The 17,542-nt window shown below is 60.3% G+C and carries 19 protein-coding genes; 12 read left to right on the top strand and 7 right to left on the bottom strand.

Annotation, left to right across the window (positions count from 1 at the left end):
- Nucleotides 1-74: 74 nt before the first annotated feature.
- The 6 genes from thpR (at nucleotide 75) to folK (ending at nucleotide 5,176) form a co-directional block, all read left to right on the top strand.
- On the top strand, nucleotides 75-617 hold the full coding sequence (thpR, locus tag ACSBQS_RS18320) for an RNA 2',3'-cyclic phosphodiesterase (protein ID WP_042785353.1): 543 nt from the start codon (nucleotides 75-77) through the stop codon (nucleotides 615-617).
- Complete coding sequence (sfsA, locus tag ACSBQS_RS18315; protein WP_072627010.1) at nucleotides 614-1,321, top strand: DNA/RNA nuclease SfsA; 708 nt, start codon at nucleotides 614-616, stop codon at nucleotides 1,319-1,321. Before thpR ends, sfsA begins: the two co-directional genes overlap by 4 nt.
- Before the next feature lie 183 nt (nucleotides 1,322-1,504).
- Nucleotides 1,505-1,960 (top strand): RNA polymerase-binding protein DksA, encoded by a 456-nt coding sequence (gene dksA, locus ACSBQS_RS18310; RefSeq protein ID WP_004937569.1) that lies wholly within the window; start codon nucleotides 1,505-1,507, stop codon nucleotides 1,958-1,960.
- A gap of 195 nt (nucleotides 1,961-2,155) precedes the next feature.
- Complete coding sequence (gene gluQRS / locus ACSBQS_RS18305; RefSeq protein ID WP_033644703.1) at nucleotides 2,156-3,067, top strand: tRNA glutamyl-Q(34) synthetase GluQRS; 912 nt, start codon at nucleotides 2,156-2,158, stop codon at nucleotides 3,065-3,067.
- Between the two features lie 61 nt (nucleotides 3,068-3,128).
- Nucleotides 3,129-4,676, top strand: a complete 1,548-nt coding sequence (pcnB, locus tag ACSBQS_RS18300; protein WP_071883579.1) for a polynucleotide adenylyltransferase PcnB — start codon at nucleotides 3,129-3,131, stop codon at nucleotides 4,674-4,676.
- Nucleotides 4,676-5,176 carry a 2-amino-4-hydroxy-6-hydroxymethyldihydropteridine diphosphokinase gene (gene folK, locus ACSBQS_RS18295; RefSeq protein WP_004937558.1) on the top strand — a complete coding sequence of 167 codons (501 nt, stop codon included), beginning with the start codon at nucleotides 4,676-4,678 and terminating at the stop codon, nucleotides 5,174-5,176. Before pcnB ends, folK begins: the two co-directional genes overlap by 1 nt.
- Before the next feature lie 5 nt (nucleotides 5,177-5,181).
- Here folK and qseC read toward each other — a convergent pair whose 3' ends face one another.
- Nucleotides 5,182-6,540 carry a quorum sensing histidine kinase QseC gene (gene qseC, locus ACSBQS_RS18290; protein WP_042785354.1) on the bottom strand — a complete coding sequence of 453 codons (1,359 nt, stop codon included), beginning with the start codon at nucleotides 6,538-6,540 and terminating at the stop codon, nucleotides 5,182-5,184.
- The gene (gene qseB, locus ACSBQS_RS18285) at nucleotides 6,537-7,199 is read right to left on the bottom strand and encodes a quorum sensing response regulator transcription factor QseB (protein WP_033651337.1); all 663 of its coding nucleotides are present in this window, start codon (nucleotides 7,197-7,199) and stop codon (nucleotides 6,537-6,539) included. The genes qseC and qseB overlap by 4 nt, the downstream gene beginning before the upstream one ends.
- A 166-nt stretch (nucleotides 7,200-7,365) precedes the next feature.
- Between qseB and panB the strand changes: the two genes are divergently transcribed.
- The 3 genes from panB (at nucleotide 7,366) to panD (ending at nucleotide 9,564) form a co-directional block, all read left to right on the top strand.
- On the top strand, nucleotides 7,366-8,160 hold the full coding sequence (panB, locus tag ACSBQS_RS18280) for a 3-methyl-2-oxobutanoate hydroxymethyltransferase (RefSeq protein ID WP_042785355.1): 795 nt from the start codon (nucleotides 7,366-7,368) through the stop codon (nucleotides 8,158-8,160).
- Between the two features lie 23 nt (nucleotides 8,161-8,183).
- Nucleotides 8,184-9,038 carry a pantoate--beta-alanine ligase gene (gene panC, locus ACSBQS_RS18275; RefSeq protein ID WP_033651336.1) on the top strand — a complete coding sequence of 285 codons (855 nt, stop codon included), beginning with the start codon at nucleotides 8,184-8,186 and terminating at the stop codon, nucleotides 9,036-9,038.
- A 145-nt stretch (nucleotides 9,039-9,183) separates the two neighbouring features.
- Nucleotides 9,184-9,564, top strand: a complete 381-nt coding sequence (gene panD, locus ACSBQS_RS18270; RefSeq protein ID WP_004937544.1) for an aspartate 1-decarboxylase — start codon at nucleotides 9,184-9,186, stop codon at nucleotides 9,562-9,564.
- A 36-nt stretch (nucleotides 9,565-9,600) separates the two neighbouring features.
- Here panD and ACSBQS_RS18265 read toward each other — a convergent pair whose 3' ends face one another.
- The 3 genes from ACSBQS_RS18265 to ACSBQS_RS18255 form a co-directional block, all read right to left on the bottom strand.
- Complete coding sequence (locus ACSBQS_RS18265) at nucleotides 9,601-10,878, bottom strand: polysaccharide deacetylase family protein (protein ID WP_033644697.1); 1,278 nt, start codon at nucleotides 10,876-10,878, stop codon at nucleotides 9,601-9,603.
- 177 nt (nucleotides 10,879-11,055) lie between these two features.
- Nucleotides 11,056-11,826: an ABC transporter permease gene (locus tag ACSBQS_RS18260; RefSeq protein WP_033644696.1), complete on the bottom strand. Its 771-nt coding sequence runs from the start codon at nucleotides 11,824-11,826 to the stop codon at nucleotides 11,056-11,058.
- On the bottom strand, nucleotides 11,823-12,746 hold the full coding sequence (locus ACSBQS_RS18255; protein ID WP_033644695.1) for an ABC transporter ATP-binding protein: 924 nt from the start codon (nucleotides 12,744-12,746) through the stop codon (nucleotides 11,823-11,825). Before ACSBQS_RS18255 ends, ACSBQS_RS18260 begins: the two co-directional genes overlap by 4 nt.
- Before the next feature lie 211 nt (nucleotides 12,747-12,957).
- On the opposite strand from ACSBQS_RS18255, the gene can reads away from it, so the two are divergent.
- Nucleotides 12,958-13,614, top strand: coding sequence for a carbonate dehydratase (gene can, locus ACSBQS_RS18250; RefSeq protein WP_015379031.1), 657 nt, complete (start codon nucleotides 12,958-12,960; stop codon nucleotides 13,612-13,614).
- 37 nt (nucleotides 13,615-13,651) lie between these two features.
- On the opposite strand, the gene hpt is transcribed toward can, so the two are convergent.
- Both hpt and cueO read right to left on the bottom strand, forming a co-directional pair.
- Nucleotides 13,652-14,188, bottom strand: coding sequence for a hypoxanthine phosphoribosyltransferase (gene hpt, locus ACSBQS_RS18245; protein WP_048234659.1), 537 nt, complete (start codon nucleotides 14,186-14,188; stop codon nucleotides 13,652-13,654).
- A 98-nt stretch (nucleotides 14,189-14,286) separates the two neighbouring features.
- On the bottom strand, nucleotides 14,287-15,972 hold the full coding sequence (gene cueO, locus ACSBQS_RS18240) for a multicopper oxidase CueO (RefSeq protein ID WP_197666960.1): 1,686 nt from the start codon (nucleotides 15,970-15,972) through the stop codon (nucleotides 14,287-14,289).
- A 219-nt stretch (nucleotides 15,973-16,191) separates the two neighbouring features.
- On the opposite strand from cueO, the gene ACSBQS_RS18235 reads away from it, so the two are divergent.
- Together ACSBQS_RS18235 and speE are read left to right on the top strand one after the other, a co-directional pair.
- Entirely contained in the window at nucleotides 16,192-16,539 is a 348-nt protein-coding gene (locus ACSBQS_RS18235; RefSeq protein ID WP_033644927.1) for a YacC family pilotin-like protein, read from the top strand.
- A 123-nt stretch (nucleotides 16,540-16,662) separates the two neighbouring features.
- Entirely contained in the window at nucleotides 16,663-17,526 is an 864-nt protein-coding gene (gene speE, locus ACSBQS_RS18230; RefSeq protein ID WP_089197420.1) for a polyamine aminopropyltransferase, read from the top strand.
- The last annotated feature ends 16 nt before the right edge of the window (nucleotides 17,527-17,542 follow it).

The raw sequence follows: 17,542 nt of genomic DNA, 5'->3' as shown, positions 1-17,542 counted from the left end.
GCCCCTCGCGGGGCCGCTGCCAGTAACGTTTACCGCTGTTCCCGACCGTATTGTCATGCATTTGCCGAGCCCTTATGTCCAATTCGCGCCGCCTGTTTTTCGCCCTGTCCTTGCCTGACGCCCTGCAACAGCAGGTGGTCCGCTGGCGCGCCGAGGCGTTTGCACCGGAGGCCGGTCGGCCAGTGGCGGCGGCCAATTTGCACCTGACGCTGGCGTTTCTCGGTGAAGTCAGCGCACAGAAAGAACTGGCGCTGCGTAAGTTGGCCGGCCGTATCGCTCAACCCGGCTTCAGCATGCGGCTCGACGATCTCGGCCATTGGCCGCGCCCCGGCGTGGTCTGGCTCGGCACCCGCCGCGCGCCGCGCGGGTTGCTGCAGCTGGCCGAGCTGCTGCGTTCGCAGGCCGCACGCAGCGGCTGCCATCAAAGCGCGCTGCCGTTCCATCCGCACATCACGCTGCTGCGCGCCGCCACCCAGCCGGTGGCGATCCCGCCGGCGACGCCGGGCTGGGCGTTCAGCGCCGACGCCTTTTCCTTGTATGAATCGGTGTTCGAAAACGGCCGCACCCGTTACCAACACCTTGAACAGTGGCCGCTGGCCAAGCAGGCATCCCCATGATTTTTTCTCCACCGCTGCGCTCCGCCACGCTGATCAAACGTTACAAACGCTTTCTGGCTGACGTGATCACCCCAGAAGGGGAAACCTTTACGCTGCACTGCGCCAATACCGGCGCCATGACCGGCTGCGCCACGCCCGGCGACACCGTGTGGTACTCCACCTCGGACAACCCCAAACGCAAATACGCCCACAGCTGGGAGCTGACCCATACCCAACAGGGGCACTGGATCTGCGTCAACACCCTGCGCGCCAACGCGCTGGTGCGCGAGGCGATCGAACACAATTTAATCAATGAATTATCCGGTTACAGTAAAATTAGCGGCGAAGTGAAATACGGCGGTGAAAACAGCCGTATCGATTTGTTATTACAGGCAGAAAATCGGGTTAACTGCTATATTGAAGTTAAGTCAGTCACATTACTGCAACAACAACGTGGTTACTTTCCTGATGCGGTAACGCTCAGAGGGCAAAAGCACCTGCGTGAGTTGCTCAGCGTGGTTGAAAGCGGGCAACGGGCGGTATTGTTCTTTGCCGTGTTACACAGCGGTATTGAGCAGGTCGCACCGGCACATCATATAGATGAGCGCTATGCGGCGCTGTTGGCACAGGTCCGGCAGTTGGGAGTGGAAGTGGTTTGCTATAGGGCAAAATTATCACCTGACGGTATTTATCTCTGCGATAAGCTGCCGTTTTTTATCGATTAGCGCAGCCGGGTCCCTATAAATAGACAACCGGCCAGCACGATCGCCAAATACGCCTTCCTTCACACGATTGTCAAGCGGGCGACAGGAATAATTGCCAACCTACCTTCCTTCTGTTATTTATAGCGGCCTGTTTTTCCCCCGCATTGGGGATTCGATAGTGCGTGTGTATGTAGGAGAAGCAACATGCAAGAAGGGCAAAACCGTAAAACCTCGTCCTTGAGCATTCTCGCCATCGCTGGGGTGGAGCCGTACCAAGAGAAGCCGGGCGAAGAGTACATGAACGACGCCCAGTTGTCGCATTTCAAGCGCATTCTTGAAGCGTGGCGCAACCAGCTCAGGGACGAAGTGGACCGTACTGTATCGCATATGCAAGAAGAGGCAGCCAACTTCCCTGATCCGGCCGACCGCGCTACTCAGGAAGAAGAGTTCAGCCTTGAACTGCGTAACCGTGACCGTGAACGCAAACTGATCAAAAAGATCGAGAAAACGCTGAAGAAAGTGGAAGACGATGATTTCGGCTACTGCGAATCTTGTGGCGTGGAGATCGGTATTCGTCGCCTCGAAGCGCGTCCGACCGCCGATCTGTGCATCGACTGCAAGACGCTGGCTGAGATCCGCGAAAAGCAGATGGCCGGCTAATACCGCTACTCTACATGATTGGAGCTGCATCAAGGCGGCAAGAATGCGCATGCCGATGAGCTTACTCAAGTAAGTGATTCGGGTAAGCAGGCGCAGCTAACACAGATGCAGTTTCAAGCATAACGAGTATGTTACCGCTGCGGCGTGCGCATCCGCGTGCGCCGCACAGAGAAAAGGGAACCCCTCCCCTCTGATATGCAAGAAAGTCATTATGTGGGGCGCTTTGCCCCATCGCCTTCCGGGGATCTGCATTTCGGCTCGCTGATTGCCGCTCTGGGAAGCTACCTTCAGGCTCGCGCCCAACGCGGGCAGTGGCTGGTTCGCATCGAAGATATCGACCCGCCGCGCGAAGTCCCCGGCGCCGCCGCTCGCATCCTGTCCGCGCTGGAACATTATGGTCTCCACTGGGACGGCCAGGTCATCTATCAATCCCAACGTCACGACGCCTATCGCGCCGCGCTGGATCTGTTGCAGCGCCAGGGGCTCAGCTATTACTGCACCTGCACCCGCAGCCGCATCCAGCAAATCGGCGGATTGTACGACGGCCACTGCCGCGATTTGCAGCTCGGCCCGCAGGGCGCCGCCATCCGCTTGCGTCAGACCGCCCCCGTTTACCGGTTCCACGATCGCCTGCAGGGAGAATTGCACGCCGATCCGGCGCTGGCGGGAGAAGACTTTATCATTCGCCGCCGCGACGGGCTGTTCGCTTACAACCTGGCGGTGGTGATCGACGACCATTTTCAGGGCGTGACCGAGATTGTCCGCGGCGCCGATCTGATCGAACCGACGGTGCGCCAAATTGCCCTTTACCGCCAGTTGCAGGCGCCGGTGCCCGCCTATGTGCATCTGCCGCTGGCGCTGGGCGCCAACGGCATCAAACTGTCGAAGCAAAACCATGCGCCGGCGTTGCCCGCTGGCGATCCGCGCCCGGTGCTGATCGCCGCGCTGAAATTTCTGCGCCAACCGCTGCCGGAAAGCTGGCAAGATCTTGACCTGCCATTATTATTGAGCTGGGCGATCGAACACTGGCGGTTGGAAAACGTGCCGCGTCAGGAGGCTATCCCTCTGGATGAAAACACGCCGGCATTCTCAAAGGAGCCATGGTGAGCTATGATTAGCCGCTATTTTTTGTTAGCTCCATTTTTATCAGTCACTATCGAGGTGTACCATTTTTACCCGAGTAGCCAACTTCTGTCGTAAGGTACTGACCCGCGATGACAAGCTGCCCCGCGACGACGCGGCGGCCGGCGATAAAAACGTAGTCCGCGAAGAGCGTGCCGCGGCGCCAAGCCGCCCTGCGCCGCAGCCGCGCGCCGCCGATAACGGCAGCAACGCCCCTGCCCGCCGCTCAACGCCGCGCAAGCGTCCGCCTTTCCCCCTCGCCGAGAGCAACGACTCGATGACCGTGATCCCGCGCGAACAACACTCGATTTCGCGCAAAGACATCAGCGAGAATGCGCTGAAAGTGCTTTATCGCCTGAACAAGTCAGGCTACGAGGCTTATCTGGTCGGCGGCGGGGTGCGCGATCTGTTGCTCGGCAAAAAGCCGAAAGACTTCGACATCACCACCAACGCCACGCCGGAGCAAGTGCGCAAGCTGTTCCGCAACTGCCGCCTGGTCGGCCGCCGCTTCCGTCTGGCGCACGTGATGTTCGGGCCGGAGATCATCGAAGTGGCCACCTTCCGCGGTCACCACGAACAGAATCAGGAATCCGACAAGAATTCCTCCCAGCAGGCGCAAAACGGCATGCTGCTGCGCGACAACATCTTCGGTTCGATCGAGGAAGACGCCCAGCGCCGTGATTTCACCATCAACAGCCTGTACTACGGCGTGGCGGATTTCACCCTGCGCGATTACGTCGGCGGCCTGAACGATCTGAAACAAGGCGTGATCCGCCTGATCGGCGATCCGGAAACCCGTTACCGCGAAGATCCGGTGCGCATGCTGCGCGCGGTGCGCTTCGCCGCCAAGCTGGATATGCGCATCAGTGAAGAGACCGCCGAGCCGATCCCGCGTCTGGCTTCTCTGCTGCATGAGATCCCACCGGCGCGCCTGTTCGAAGAATCCCTCAAGCTGCTGCAGGCGGGTTACGGTTTCCAGACCTACCTGAAGCTGTGCGAATATCAGCTGTTCCAACCGCTGTTCCCGCTGATCGCCCGCAACTTCACGCCGAACCACGATACGCCGATGGAGCGCATTCTGGTGCAGGTGCTTAAGAACACCGATCATCGCCTGCAGAACGACATGCGCGTCAACCCGGCCTTCCTGTTTGCCGCCATGCTGTGGTACCCGCTGCTGGAGCACGCGCAGAAACTGGCGCAGGAAAGCGGCCTGGCGTACTACGACGCCTTCGCGCTGGCGATGAACGATGTGCTCGACGAGCAGTGCCGCTCGCTGGCGATCCCGAAACGCATTACCACGCTGGTGCGCGATATCTGGCAGCTGCAGCTGCGCCTGTCTCGTCGTCAGGGCAAACGCGCGCACAAACTGATGGAACATCCGAAATTCCGCGCCGCCTATGATTTGCTGGCGCTGCGTGCGGAAGTGGAAGACAATCAGGAGATGCTGCGTCTGGCCGAGTGGTGGGGTGAGTTCCAGGACGCCACGCCGGCGCGGCAGAAAGCCATGTTGAGCACCCTGGGTGACGATCCGGCGCCGCGTCGCGCGCGTCAACGCCGTCCTCGTCGCCGGGCACCGCGTAAAGAAGGGGCATAATGATCCGCGTTTATATCGCGCTGGGCAGCAACCTGGCGCAGCCGCTGCAACAGGTTAACGCCGCGCTGGAGGCGCTGGAGCATCTCCCGCGCACCCGGCTGGTCACCTGTTCTTCGTTTTACCGCACCAAGCCGCTGGGGCCGCAAAACCAGCCGGACTTTCTCAACGCGGTGGTGGCGCTGGATACCCTGTTGCCGCCCGAACAGCTGCTCGACCATACCCAGGCGATAGAACGCAATCAGGGGCGCGTGCGCAAGGATGAACGCTGGGGGCCGCGCACGCTCGATTTAGACATCATGCTGTACGGCGACAAGGTGATCCATACCGATCGCCTGACCGTACCGCATTATGGCCTGAAAGAGCGCGAATTCATGCTCTACCCGCTGGCGGAAATCGCCCCCGATCTGATTTTCCCCGATGGCGAACCGCTCGCCAGCTGCCTCAAGCGCGTGCCGGAAAACGGCATGGCGCTGTGGCACTCGCCAAAACCGAAATCCTGACCCGCCTACAGCGCCAGCCGCGCGACGAACCCGCCTGTCGGGCGATTGGCGAAACTGACCTGTAAACCATGCAAGCCGGCGATACGCTGCACGATCGATAACCCCAGCCCGCTGCCGGTTTGCTCCTGTCCCGGCGGGCGATAGAAGCGTTCCCCCAACCGCGCCAGATGCTCTGTCGTCACCCCCGGCCCCTCATCCTCTACCGTCAGCGAGCGCTCGCTCAACGTCACGGTGACCGCGCCGCCCTGCGGGGTGTAACGCACCGCGTTGTCCAGCAAGTTGCGCAATAACAGTGACAGCAGCAAGGTCTGCCCCTGACGCACCGGCGGCGTTCCCTGCTGTTCATAACGCAGCGTCACGCCCGCCGCATGAGCCAGCCGATCCTGTTCCGCCAGGGTCATCATCACCAGTTCGTTCCAGTCAATGGGCGCCAGCTCGGCCAGATCCGACAGCGAATCCAGCCGCGACAGCGTCAACAGCTGATCCACCAGCCGGGTGGCGCGATCGATGCCGACCGTCAGATTGTCCAGCGCGTGCTCGCGCATCGGCGCATCGTCCCCCGCCAACTGCACCACTTCGGTCTGCACCCGCAATGCCGCCAGCGGGCTACGCAATTCGTGCGCGGCATCGGAGGTGAAACGCCGCTCCCGCACCAGCAGCGCATTGATGCGGGCGAACAGCGCGTTGAGCGCATCCACCAGCGGGCGCACCTCGGTTGGCACCTGGCGCGCATCCAGCGGCGTGGCGTCATCGGGCGCGCGCCGACGCAAACCGGCGGCCACCGCACGCAGCGGCCGCAGCTCGCGCCCGACCATCAGCGCAATCAGCAACATCAGCACCGGCAGCGTCGCCAGCCAGGGCACCAATTGGCCGGTCACCATGCCCAGCGCCATATCGCGCCGGTAATCCCACTCCTGGCCGACCACGATGCGGTAGCGCCCGTCGGGGCTGGTCAACCATACCAGGCGCCAACTGTCGTCATCGCCTTTGCGTTCGCCGTCGGTAAAACCTTCACGCTCCCCGTCAAACAGGAAGTCGGCACCGTTCTCGCCGTCGTTGAGCAGCATCTTGCCTTGGCGATCGAAGATGGCGAACGCCAGCGCGTCATCATCTTGCTCGCCCCGTTTGCCATGATGCACCAGCTTCTTGGTTTTCGGCAGGCTGCGCGCGCTTTCATCGGCCAGCAGATCGCCGAGGTTGGCGGTCGCCAGCCGCTTGGCGAACAGCATCTGCTGGGTGTCGAACACTTCGTTGATGGTATTGCGCGACATCACCCAGGCCACCACGCTGGCAGTGCACCAGGTCAGCAGCGCCAGCAGGCTGAAAATCAGGATCAGACGCAGCCGTAGGCTGAGGCGCTTCACGGAGCATCCCCCAGCGTATAGCCCACGCCGTGGATGGTGCGGATGAAGCCGTTGCCCAGCTTGCGCCGCAGGTGGTGAATATGCACCTCCACCGCGTTGCTGCTCACCTCGTCGTCCCAGTTGTACAGCTTCTCCTGGATCAACGGCCGCGCCAACACGCGCCCTTTGTTGTGCAGAAACAGCTCCAGCACCGCCAATTCGCGCGGCGTCAGCGTCACCGGTTCGCCGTTGCAGCTCACGCTGCGGGTGGCGCTGTCGAACACCACGTTGCCGTGCGTCAGCTGTGGCATCAGTTGGCCGTGACGACGGCGGATCAGCGCCTGCAGGCGCGCCGCCACTTCGGCCAGCGCGAACGGTTTGCACAGATAGTCGTCGGCGCCGCTTTGCAACCCGCTGACCCGTTGCTCCAACGCATCGCGGGCGGTAAGGATCAGCACCGGCACATCCTGCCCGGCCTGGCGCCACTGGCGCAGGAGATCCAGTCCATCGAGGCCCGGCAGGCTGAGATCGAGGATCACCGCGTCATACGGCGCGCTGCCCAGGGCGTTTTTACCAACCGCGCCGTCGGTGAACCAGTCCAGATTGAAGCCGAGTTTGGTCAGCCCGGCCTTGATGCCGTCCCCGATCAGTTTGTCATCTTCGATCAGCAGAATTCGCATGAGTATCCCTTTTGAGTCATGACGCCATTGCACCACAAGGTTCTTAAGAACCGCTTAAGCATGGCGATCCGCGCTACCCACCCCGATAGGGTTACAGTAGAATGGCTGCACTTTTTTGCAGCCTGGGCCTGCGTAAGCCGCACGGCCCGTTTCAGGAGACGTTGTGATGAAACCCACCACCGTGACCCATTTGCGCCAGTGGAAACAGGAGCAACGCAAGTTTGCTACCCTTACCGCCTACGATGCCAGCTTTGCCAAGCTGTTTGAAGAGCAAGGCATTAAAGTCCTGTTGGTGGGCGATTCGCTGGGCATGACGCTGCAGGGCCACGACTCCACGCTGCCGGTCACCGTCGCCGACGTCGCCTATCACACGCGCGCCGTGCGCCGCGGCGCGCCGGCCTGCCTGTTGCTGGCCGATTTGCCGTTCATGAGTTACGCCACCCCGGAACAGACCTTCGCCAACGCCGCCGAGCTGATGCGCGCCGGCGCCAACATGGTGAAACTGGAAGGCGGCAGCTGGCTGTGCGACACGGTGAAAATGCTCGCCGAACGCGCGGTGCCGGTATGCGGCCACCTGGGGCTGACGCCGCAGTCGGTCAACGTGTTCGGCGGTTATAAGGTGCAAGGGCGCGACGAACTGGCCGCCAAACAGCTGCTGCAGGACGCGCGGAATCTGGAGCTGGCCGGCATTCAGCTGCTGGTGCTGGAGTGCGTGCCGACCGAGCTGGCACGCCAGATCACCGAAGCGCTCTCCATTCCGGTCATCGGCATCGGCGCCGGCAACGGCACCGACGGCCAAATCCTGGTGATGCACGACGCCTTCGGCATCACCGGCGGCCACACGCCAAAATTCGCCAAGAACTTCCTGGCGCAAAGCGGCGATATCCGCACGGCGGTGCAACACTACATTCAGGAAGTGGAGCAAGGCCTCTATCCGGCGGCTGAACACTCTTTTAACTAAGCGATGGTTCCAGGAGTCACCCAATGATTATTATCGAAACCCTGCCGCTGCTGCGTCAGCAGATCCGCCGCTGGCGCCAGGAAGGCAAGCGCATCGCACTGGTGCCGACCATGGGCAACCTGCACGACGGCCATATGACGCTGGTCGATGAAGCGCGCGCCCGCGCCGACGTGGTGGTGGTGAGCGTCTTCGTCAACCCGATGCAGTTCGATCGCCCGGACGATCTGGCGCGCTACCCGCGCACGCTGCAGGAAGACAGCGAGAAGCTGACCCGCCGCGGCGTCGATCTGGTGTTCGCGCCGGCCCCGGCCGCGGTCTATCCGCACGGGCTGGAGCAGCAAACCTATGTCGACGTGCCGGGCATCTCCACCATTCTGGAAGGCGCAAGCCGGCCGGGCCACTTCCGCGGCGTTTCCACCATCGTCAGCAAGCTGTTCAACCTGGTGCAGCCTGATTTGGCCTGTTTCGGCGAGAAGGACTACCAGCAATTGGCGCTGATCCGCAAAATGGTGGCGGACATGGGTTACGACATCGACATCGTCGGCGTGCCGACCGTGCGCGCCAAAGACGGCCTGGCCCTCAGTTCACGCAACGGTTACCTGACCGCCGAAGAGCGCAAGGTTGCGCCGCAGCTGAGCAAAATCATGAACGCGCTGGCGCAGCAGCTGGCCAATGGCGAGCGCCATGTCGAAACGCTGTTGGAACAGACCGCCGAGCAACTGCGCGCCGCCGGCTTTACGCCGGATGAGCTGTTTATTCGCGATGCCGACAGCCTGCAGCCGCTGACGGTGGACAGCCAACGGGCGGTGGTGCTGATGGCCGCCTGGCTGGGCAAAGCGCGGCTTATCGACAACCAGCAGGTTGACCTGACGCTGTAAGTCATTTTTTATACTGTCGTCATCCTGCCGCCCTGACCATAGGTAGACAATGGCGGAACGATCGGTGACGATAGAGATTGCAGGGATGCAGGAGAGATGTTCAACCCCAACGCCTGTGAAGGCCGATATTCAGTTAGGTAAAGCTATGATACGTACTATGCTGCAAGGCAAGCTGCATCGCGTCAAAGTCACTCAGGCTGACTTGCACTATGAAGGATCCTGCGCCATCGATCAGGACTTCCTGGAAGCGGCCGGCATTCTGGAATATGAAGCGATCGATATCTACAACGTGGATAACGGCCAGCGCTTCTCCACCTACGCCATCGCCGCCGAGCGCGGTTCGCGCATCATTTCGGTCAACGGCGCCGCCGCGCGCTGCGCCTGCGTGGGCGACAAACTGATCATCTGCTCCTATGTGCAAATGACCGACGCCGACGCCCGCCAACATCACCCGAAGGTCGCCTATTTCGAGGGTGACAACAACCTGCAGCGCAAGGCGAAAGCCGTGCCGGTTCAGGTCGCCTGACGGTAAAACGGGCGCCTCGCGCGCCCGTTCTTTTCCTTACTGCACCACCGTGCCCGGCTTGTTGGCTATCCGATCCGCCATGGTCTGGATCGAGTCGGTGCGCAGAATATACAGCCGCTTCAACGTATAGGGATTATCCCCCGGCTTCACCTTGCCCTGCACCGTGGTCACCGCCAGATGGAAACCGGCGTCCTGTGCCGCCTGGATAGCCCGCTGGTTATAGCCGCCGAACGGGTAGGACAGATACAGCACGTGCGGGTTGAACTGCGACAGCGCGCGGCGCGAGCGCTCAAAATCGAACTCGATATTATGCAGCGAACGGCTCAGCAAAATCGGCTGGCGATTGCCGTCGGTGCGATGCAGGAAGTGGGTGTGCGACTGCACGTCGAACACGTCCTGAATCTGCTTAAGCTCCGAGACGCTCATAAACTGCAGCGAGTCCGGGTTCCATTTCTGCGGATGACGCTTGATGCGCGAAGAGATGATGAACGCCGTTGCGCGGAAACCGTAATCCTTCAATACCGGGTAAGCGTAGCGATAAACCGATTTCAGCCCGTCGTCGAAGGTCAGCACGATCGCCTTGCCCGGCAGGTTGATCTGATTCTTCAGGTAGGCTTCCAGCTGATACAGCGAAATGGTGTCGTAGCCCGCCTGCTTGAGGTAGGTCATCTGGTTGCTGAACGCCACGTCTGAGGTGGTGGTCGAAGTATGGCGGAAGCGCTTGTTCTCTTCGTTTTTCAGCAGGTGATGGTAAGTCAGCACCGGTATGCCGTTATCGATCTCGCAGTCCAGCTCATTGACGAACCCCAGCCGATCGCCGATGTTGACCTCGTACCAGGTATTGTTCAGCCGATCCTTCAGCTTGCCGATGATCGGATAACGCAGATTGCCTTCCAGCGTGCCGAAGACCTCGCTGTCCTTGTCCGCCGCGGTGTATACGTCGATCGCCTTTTGGGTGATCAGATTCTGGTTGGTCAGCGGCTTGTTCAGCTCGCCCAGATCGTCTTGCACCTTGCGCGACTTCTTCAGCTCGCGCACGTCGTCTTTATCGATAAAGCCGGTGCCGTGCCCGAATTTGAATTCGTAGTATTCCGCATCCGCCGGGAACACCTGGATCAGTTGCCCGCGCTTCACTTCCCCTACCGGGATCACATGCTCGCCCACCAGCGAATAGACTTCGCTGTCGCGCTGCGCTTCCATGTATTCAGATTTAACCGCGCCGTCTTCCGACAGCAGATTCGCCAGGCTCACAGGGGAAACCAACGACATCAGAATGCCGAGTAACCCAGTCGCCAACTTGTATTGAGGCCGCATGATGATGTTCTGCTTACGAGTGCGTAATGACAAAAATGAAGGAAATGTGGAGCGCCAGCATAGCACGATTTGAACAGCGGGGAACTAGCGGTTATTTGAGCGATTCTATTGATTTACGCGCCGCCTGCGCCAAATCGGGAAAAGCGCCCCCGCCGGGAAAACGAGGGCGCATCAGGATCAGCTGCGCAGGCCGCGGCCGCGTTCGATCAGGTACCAGGACAGCAGGTAGAACACCGTGATAAACGCCACCAGCACCGCCATGGTGAACGCCAGCGGCACGTCGTTGATGCCGAGGAAACCGTAGCGGAAACCGCTGATCATATAGACGATCGGGTTCAGCTTTGACACCGCCTGCCAGAACGGCGGCAGCAGCGACAGCGAGTAGAACACCCCGCCCAGGTAGGTGAGCGGCGTCAACACGAAGGTCGGGATCAGGCTGATGTCGTCGAAAGTGGTGGCGAACACCGCGTTGATCAGCCCCGCCAGCGAGAACAGGATCGCCGTCAGCAACAGCGTCAGCGCAATCACCCACCAGGCGTGCACCTGCAGCGGCACGAAGAACAGCGAGATGATGGTCACCAGCACGCCGACGCAGATACCGCGCGCCACGCCGCCGCCGACATAACCGGCGATCACCACGTGGGTCGGCACCGGCGCCACCAGCAGTTCCTCAATGTTGCGCTGGAATTTGGCGCTGAAGAACGACGACGCGACGTTGGCGTAGGAGTTGGTGATCACCGCCATCATGATAAGGCCGGGCACGATGAACTGCATGTAGCTGAAGCCGTGCATATCGCCGATGCGTGACCCGATCAGGTTGCCGAAGATGATGAAGTACAGCGTCATGGTGATCACCGGCGGCACCAGGGTCTGGATCCAGATGCGCGCGAAGCGGTTCACCTCTTTGGCCCAGATGCTCTGTAAGGCCACCCAATACAAACGCGTCATGCTTTCTCTCCATTGCCGTTAACCAGGGTGACAAACAGCTCTTCCAGGCGGTTCGCCTTGTTGCGCATGCTCAGCACCTGCACGCCCTGCGCGCTCAGCTGGGCGAACAGGCCGTTCAGCCCCTGTTCACGCATCACCTCCACTTCCAGCGTCGAGGTATCCGTCAGGCGGCTGCGGTAACCGTCCAGCTTCGGCAGCGGGCTTTTCGCCGCCAGATCGAGGATAAAGGTTTCCGACTTGAGCTTGGCCAGCAGCCCCTTCATCGAGGTGTTTTCCACCAGCTCCCCGTTCTGGATGATGCCGATGTTGCGGCACAGCATCTCCGCCTCTTCCAAATAGTGGGTGGTGAGGATGATGGTGGTGCCCTGGGCGTTCAGCTCTTTCAGGAAGCCCCACATCGAGCGGCGCAGCTCGATATCCACCCCGGCGGTCGGTTCATCGAGGATCAGCAGCTTCGGCTGGTGCATCAACGCGCGGGCGATCATCAGACGGCGCTTCATGCCGCCGGACAGCATGCGAGCACGCTCGTTGCGCTTGCCCCACAGGTCCAGCTGATTGAGGTACTTTTCGGCGCGCGCCATCGCTTCACGCCGCGTGACGCCATAGTAACCCGCCTGGTTCACCACGATCTGCAATACGGTCTCAAACGGGTTGAAGTTGAACTCCTGCGGCACCAGGCCAAGCTGGCGCTTGGCGTTGACGATGTCTTTATCGATGTCGTAACCGAACACCCGCACGCTGCCGGCGGTTTTATTCACCAGCGAGCTGATGATGCCGATGGTGGTGGACTTTCCGGCGCCGTTTGGCCCCAGCAGGGCATAAAAATCCCCCGCCTCGACGCTCAGGTCGATGCCGCGCAGCGCCTTGACGCCACCGGCGTAAGTCTTGGTCAGCTGCGCTAATTCCAGTGCATAATTCATATGTAAAATAGTACCTTATAACGATGAGTATGCCGCCGCGCCCCCTGTTTGCGAGGCTTGAAACAATAACAATAATCCTAGCATCGACGGCGTTTTCACTGAGTCGAATCCGTGCGGTAAATGAGGTTGCACCACTGTTCCGATTTCCAAATTGTGACGCTTACCCTATATTACCCCAACGCAATCTGTTCGTTACGGGTCAATCACCTCCATGAAAGAAATCGAAGAGCTTATCGCCAACAACCAGGCCTGGTCGGCCAATATCAGTCAGGAAGACCCGGATTTTTTTGAACGTTTAGCCCAGGCGCAAAAGCCCCGCTTCTTATGGATTGGTTGCTCTGACAGCCGCGTTCCCGCAGAACGCCTGACCGGCCTCGAGCCGGGTGAACTGTTCGTCCATCGCAACGTGGCGAACCTCGTTATCCACACCGATCTTAACTGCCTGTCGGTGGTGCAGTATGCGGTAGATGTGCTGGAGGTCGAACACATCATCATCTGCGGCCACCTGGGCTGCGGCGGCGTGCAGGCCGCGGTGGAAAACCCGGAGCTGGGGCTGATCGACAACTGGCTGCTGCACATTCGCGATCTGTGGTACAAGCACAGTTCGCTGCTGGGCGAGCTGCCGCCGGAACAGCGTTTCGACATGCTGTGCGAGATCAACGTCATTGAGCAGGTATACAACCTGGGCCACTCCACCATCATGCAATCGGCCTGGAAACGCGGCCAGAAGGTGATGATCCACGGCTGGGTGTACGGCATTCAGGACGGCCGTCTGCGCGATATGGAAGTGCTGGCGACCAGCCGCGAGAGCCTGGAGATGGGCTACCGCAAAGCGATAGCCAAACTGAAGCAGGATAAAGGCGTATAATCCCGCCGCGGGCGCGGCAGGCCGCGCCCCACATCAATTACTCGTCCAGCAGCACCACTTTGCCGACGTACGGCAGGTGACGGTAGCGCTGGGCGTAGTCGATGCCATACCCCACCACGAACTCATCCGGGATCGAGAAGCCGACATATTCGACCGGCACCTGTACTTCACGGCGCTCAGGCTTGTCCAGCAAGGTGCAAATCGCCAGCGATTTCGGCCCACGCAGCGCCAAAATCTCGCGCACTTTGTTCAGCGTGTTGCCGGAATCGATGATGTCTTCCACGATCAGCACGTCTTTGCCGCGAATGTCTTCGTCCAGATCCTTGAGGATCTTCACGTCGCGGGTGGTGGACATGCCGCTGCCGTAGCTGGAAGCCGTCATGAAGTCGACTTCGTGCGGCACGTCAATCGCGCGGCACAGATCGGCCATGAACATGAAGGAGCCGCGCAGCAGCCCAACCAGCACCATGTCGCTGCCGCTGTCGCGGTAATGTTCGGTGATCTGGCGGCCAAGTTCGGCGATACGGGTCTTAACTTCCTGCTCGGAAATCATTACGTCTACAGTGTGTTTCATAGTATTCAGGTCAGTTGCCGGAAGAAAGGCGCAGAGTTTAGCATAGCCTTTCGCCGGTGGCGACGCGAGCGCACCGCCACCTGAGCGACGGGCCGCGATCATTCGCCGACGGTAAAGCCCATCATCATGCCGGTATCTTCATGCTCCAGCAGGTGGCAGTGGGCCATATACGCATGTTCGCTGCTTGCCGGATGGTCGAAGCGCACCAGCACTTCGCTGCGCCACCCTTCGACGCGCACCGTGTCCTTCCAGCCGCTGCGATGCGCCGCCGGTGGTTTGCCGTTTTCCGACAGAATACGGAACTGGGTGCCGTGAATGTGGAACGGGTGCAGCATCATGTCGCCCTCGCCGGAAATGGTCCACTTTTCATACTGGCCCCGTTTGGCGGCAAACATCGGTTTGGTCATATCGAAGGCCTTGCCGTTGATCATGTTGCCGTGGCTGAAGTCGAACGGTTTGGCGTTGCCCTGCGCGCCGCCATGATCCATCCCGGCCATCTTGCCATGATCCATGCCTTTCATGCCTTTCATGCTGCTCATGTCGCCGTGGTCCATGCCCTGCATGCCGCCCTTCTCCATGCCCTTCATGTTACCGTGATCCATGCCTTTCATGTCTCCAGCGCCCGTCGCGCCATGATTCATGCTCATGCCGGCCATCGCCTGATGACCATAACGATCCATCAGCGCCTGCATGCCGAGCATATCCAGCTGCGGATCCATCATCAGCTGCAGCCAACGCTCCTGGATGCCGGTGGTGGCAGGCAATGTCGGCAGCTTCACCAGGCTGTCCGGCATGGTTTTGATGCCCTGCGCCAACGACGGCTGAATGCGCAACACCGGCAGCGGCCGATCGAACGGCGCCAGCGTCATGCCCATCTGTTTCACCGGCAACGTCACGATGTCGAACGCTTTCCCGTCGGAGGCATCGACCAGCACTTCAAAGCGCTCGCCCATCAGCATCGGCAGCTCGGTCAGCTTCACCGGCTCCGCCAGAAAACCACCGTCGCTGGCGATGACGTACAGCGGGCGGTTGTCACTGGCCGCCAGATTCAGCGAGCGGGCGTTGCAACCGTTGAGAAAACGCAGACGCAGCCAACCGCGCGGCGCCAGATGTTGCGGGTACTGCGCGCCGTTGGTAAACATGCGATCGCCAAACCAACCCACCGCCGCGCTCATCACGTCCAGGCGATATTCGATCTGGGCATCTTTGCCCAAGCGCTTATCCTGCAGGATCACCGGAATGTCATCCTGCCCCCAGGTTTTCGGCAGCGGCAGTTTGGCGCTTTCATCGTCTTCCAGCAGCACCAGCCCCGCCAGCCCCATCATCACCTGGCTGCCGGTTTTACCGTGGGTATGCGGGTGGAACCAGCAGGTGGCCGCCGGTTGATCGACGGTGAAATTCACCGTGCGCGTTGCGCCGGGATGGATCAACGCCTGCGGGCCGCCATCGACGTCGCCGGGGATTTCCAGGCCGTGCCAGTGGACGGTACTGGCTTCCGCCAGGCGGTTTTTGATATCGACCGTCACCGGCTGACCCCGCTGCAGCTTCACCGCCGGCCCGAGCAGCGCGCCGTTGAATCCCCAGGTTTTGGTGGCGGCGCCGGGCAACCAGCGGGTTTCCCCCGCCTGCAGCGCCAGCGCAATCTTTCCCTGCGCGTCGGGCGTTAACAACGGGGGCACCGGCAGGGCCGGCCGCTCGGCCGCTAAGGCGGCCCGGCTCCATAACGGCAATGCGCTCGCGGCGCCCAATGCAGCGGTCAATTTAATAAAATCACGGCGTAACATCGCTGACTCCCTTTTCTCAGTGACATAACTCAACGCAGCCAGCCTAAACCTTCCCCCAGGCGGAAGGTCAAGCCTTTCCTGGCGGTATTTTAAGCTATGCCTCACAATCAAGAGCGCGCCGTGGGTGAGCGCTATGGCAGCGCCCGTCAGCAATAAAATTTGGTGCCTTTACAGGCAAGTGTGGTAACGTCTGCAGACGACAAACAGGCCTATTTCATGATGAAAAAAACAACGTTAACGATGCTGTTGCTGGCGATGCTGGGCTTCTCCAACGCCAGTCTGGCGCTGAATGAATCCGAGGCGGAAGATCTGGCCGATCTGACGGCGGTATTTATTTATTTGAAAAATGATTGCGGCTACAACGATTTGCCAAATGCGCAAATCAAGCGCGCCATCGTCTATTTCGCGCAACAAAACCGCTGGGATTTGAGCAACTACAACAGCTTTAACATGAAGGCGCTGGGCGAAGACAGCTATCGCGATCTGAGCGGCATCGCCATTCCAACGCCCAAGAAGTGCAAATCGCTGGCGCGCGACTCCCTGAGCCTGCTGGCCTACGCCAATTAATCTTCCCCCTCGCCCGTCCGCCCTCCGCTCTCTCTGTCTGAAATTCAACCGTGCATCGCCAGGCAGAGTTAGCTATGATGTTGCGCCGATTTTTCATGGCTGTTATTACGGAGTTTCCCGCACATGACCCAGAAAGAAATTTGGTACGAAACGCTGCATACGGGCTTCGGCCAGTACTTTTCGGTAGAGAAGGTGCTGTACCGCGAGAAGACCGATCATCAGGATCTGGTGATCTTCGAGAACCCGGTGCTGGGGCGCGTGATGGCGCTCGACGGCGTGGTGCAAACCACCGAGCGTGACGAGTTCATCTATCACGAAATGCTGACCCACGTGCCGCTGTTGGCGCACGGCCAGGCGAAGAAAGTGCTGATCATCGGCGGCGGCGACGGCGGTATGCTGCGCGAAGTCAGCCGGCATCCTGGCGTTGAGCAAATCACCATGGTCGAAATCGACGCCGGCGTCATCGAGTTCTGCCGCCAATACCTGCCCAACCACAGCGCCGGCGCCTATGACGATCCGCGCTTCAAGCTGGTGATCGACGACGGCGTCAACTTCGTGAATCAAACCGGCGAAACGTTCGATGTGATCATCTCCGACTGCACCGATCCGATCGGCCCCGGCGAAAGCCTGTTCACCTCGGCGTTTTATGAAGGCTGCGCCCGCTGCCTGAATGAGGGCGGCATTTTCGTCGCGCAAAACGGCGTCTGCTTCCTGCAACAGGACGAGGCGGTCAACAGCCACGCTAAACTGAGCCGCTACTTTACCGACGTCAGCTTCTATCAGGCGGCGATCCCGACCTATTACGGCGGCATCATGACCTTCGCCTGGGCGAGCCAGAACCCGGCGCTGCGCCAGCGCGATCTGCCTACCCTGCAACAGCGCTTTAACCAAAGCGGCCTACACTGCCGTTATTACAACCCGGCAATTCACGTCGGCAGCTTTGCCCTGCCGCAATATTTGCTCAATGCCCTGAACGTAACACGTTAAGCGAGAAGATAAAGGA

It is taken from the genome of Serratia sp. H402Y (assembly GCF_051172415.1).
Classification (GTDB): domain Bacteria; phylum Pseudomonadota; class Gammaproteobacteria; order Enterobacterales; family Enterobacteriaceae; genus Serratia; species Serratia ureilytica.
Note: the sequence above shows the minus strand (reverse complement) of the source record. Positions and strands in the feature narration are given on the sequence as shown.

Excerpts from the sequence above, each read along its gene's own strand:
- thpR (WP_042785353.1), top strand. The coding sequence starts at position 75 with ATGTCCAATTCGCGCCGCCTGTTTTTCGCCCTGTCCTTGCCTGACGCC.
- sfsA (WP_072627010.1), top strand. The coding sequence starts at position 614 with ATGATTTTTTCTCCACCGCTGCGCTCCGCCACGCTGATCAAACGTTAC.
- dksA (WP_004937569.1), top strand. The coding sequence starts at position 1,505 with ATGCAAGAAGGGCAAAACCGTAAAACCTCGTCCTTGAGCATTCTCGCC.
- gluQRS (WP_033644703.1), top strand. The coding sequence starts at position 2,156 with ATGCAAGAAAGTCATTATGTGGGGCGCTTTGCCCCATCGCCTTCCGGG.
- folK (WP_004937558.1), top strand. The coding sequence starts at position 4,676 with ATGATCCGCGTTTATATCGCGCTGGGCAGCAACCTGGCGCAGCCGCTG.
- qseB (WP_033651337.1), bottom strand. The coding sequence starts at position 7,199 with ATGCGAATTCTGCTGATCGAAGATGACAAACTGATCGGGGACGGCATC.
- panB (WP_042785355.1), top strand. The coding sequence starts at position 7,366 with ATGAAACCCACCACCGTGACCCATTTGCGCCAGTGGAAACAGGAGCAA.
- panC (WP_033651336.1), top strand. The coding sequence starts at position 8,184 with ATGATTATTATCGAAACCCTGCCGCTGCTGCGTCAGCAGATCCGCCGC.
- panD (WP_004937544.1), top strand. The coding sequence starts at position 9,184 with ATGATACGTACTATGCTGCAAGGCAAGCTGCATCGCGTCAAAGTCACT.
- ACSBQS_RS18265 (WP_033644697.1), bottom strand. The coding sequence starts at position 10,878 with ATGCGGCCTCAATACAAGTTGGCGACTGGGTTACTCGGCATTCTGATG.
- ACSBQS_RS18260 (WP_033644696.1), bottom strand. The coding sequence starts at position 11,826 with ATGACGCGTTTGTATTGGGTGGCCTTACAGAGCATCTGGGCCAAAGAG.
- ACSBQS_RS18255 (WP_033644695.1), bottom strand. The coding sequence starts at position 12,746 with ATGAATTATGCACTGGAATTAGCGCAGCTGACCAAGACTTACGCCGGT.
- can (WP_015379031.1), top strand. The coding sequence starts at position 12,958 with ATGAAAGAAATCGAAGAGCTTATCGCCAACAACCAGGCCTGGTCGGCC.
- hpt (WP_048234659.1), bottom strand. The coding sequence starts at position 14,188 with ATGAAACACACTGTAGACGTAATGATTTCCGAGCAGGAAGTTAAGACC.
- cueO (WP_197666960.1), bottom strand. The coding sequence starts at position 15,972 with ATGTTACGCCGTGATTTTATTAAATTGACCGCTGCATTGGGCGCCGCG.
- ACSBQS_RS18235 (WP_033644927.1), top strand. The coding sequence starts at position 16,192 with ATGAAAAAAACAACGTTAACGATGCTGTTGCTGGCGATGCTGGGCTTC.
- speE (WP_089197420.1), top strand. The coding sequence starts at position 16,663 with ATGACCCAGAAAGAAATTTGGTACGAAACGCTGCATACGGGCTTCGGC.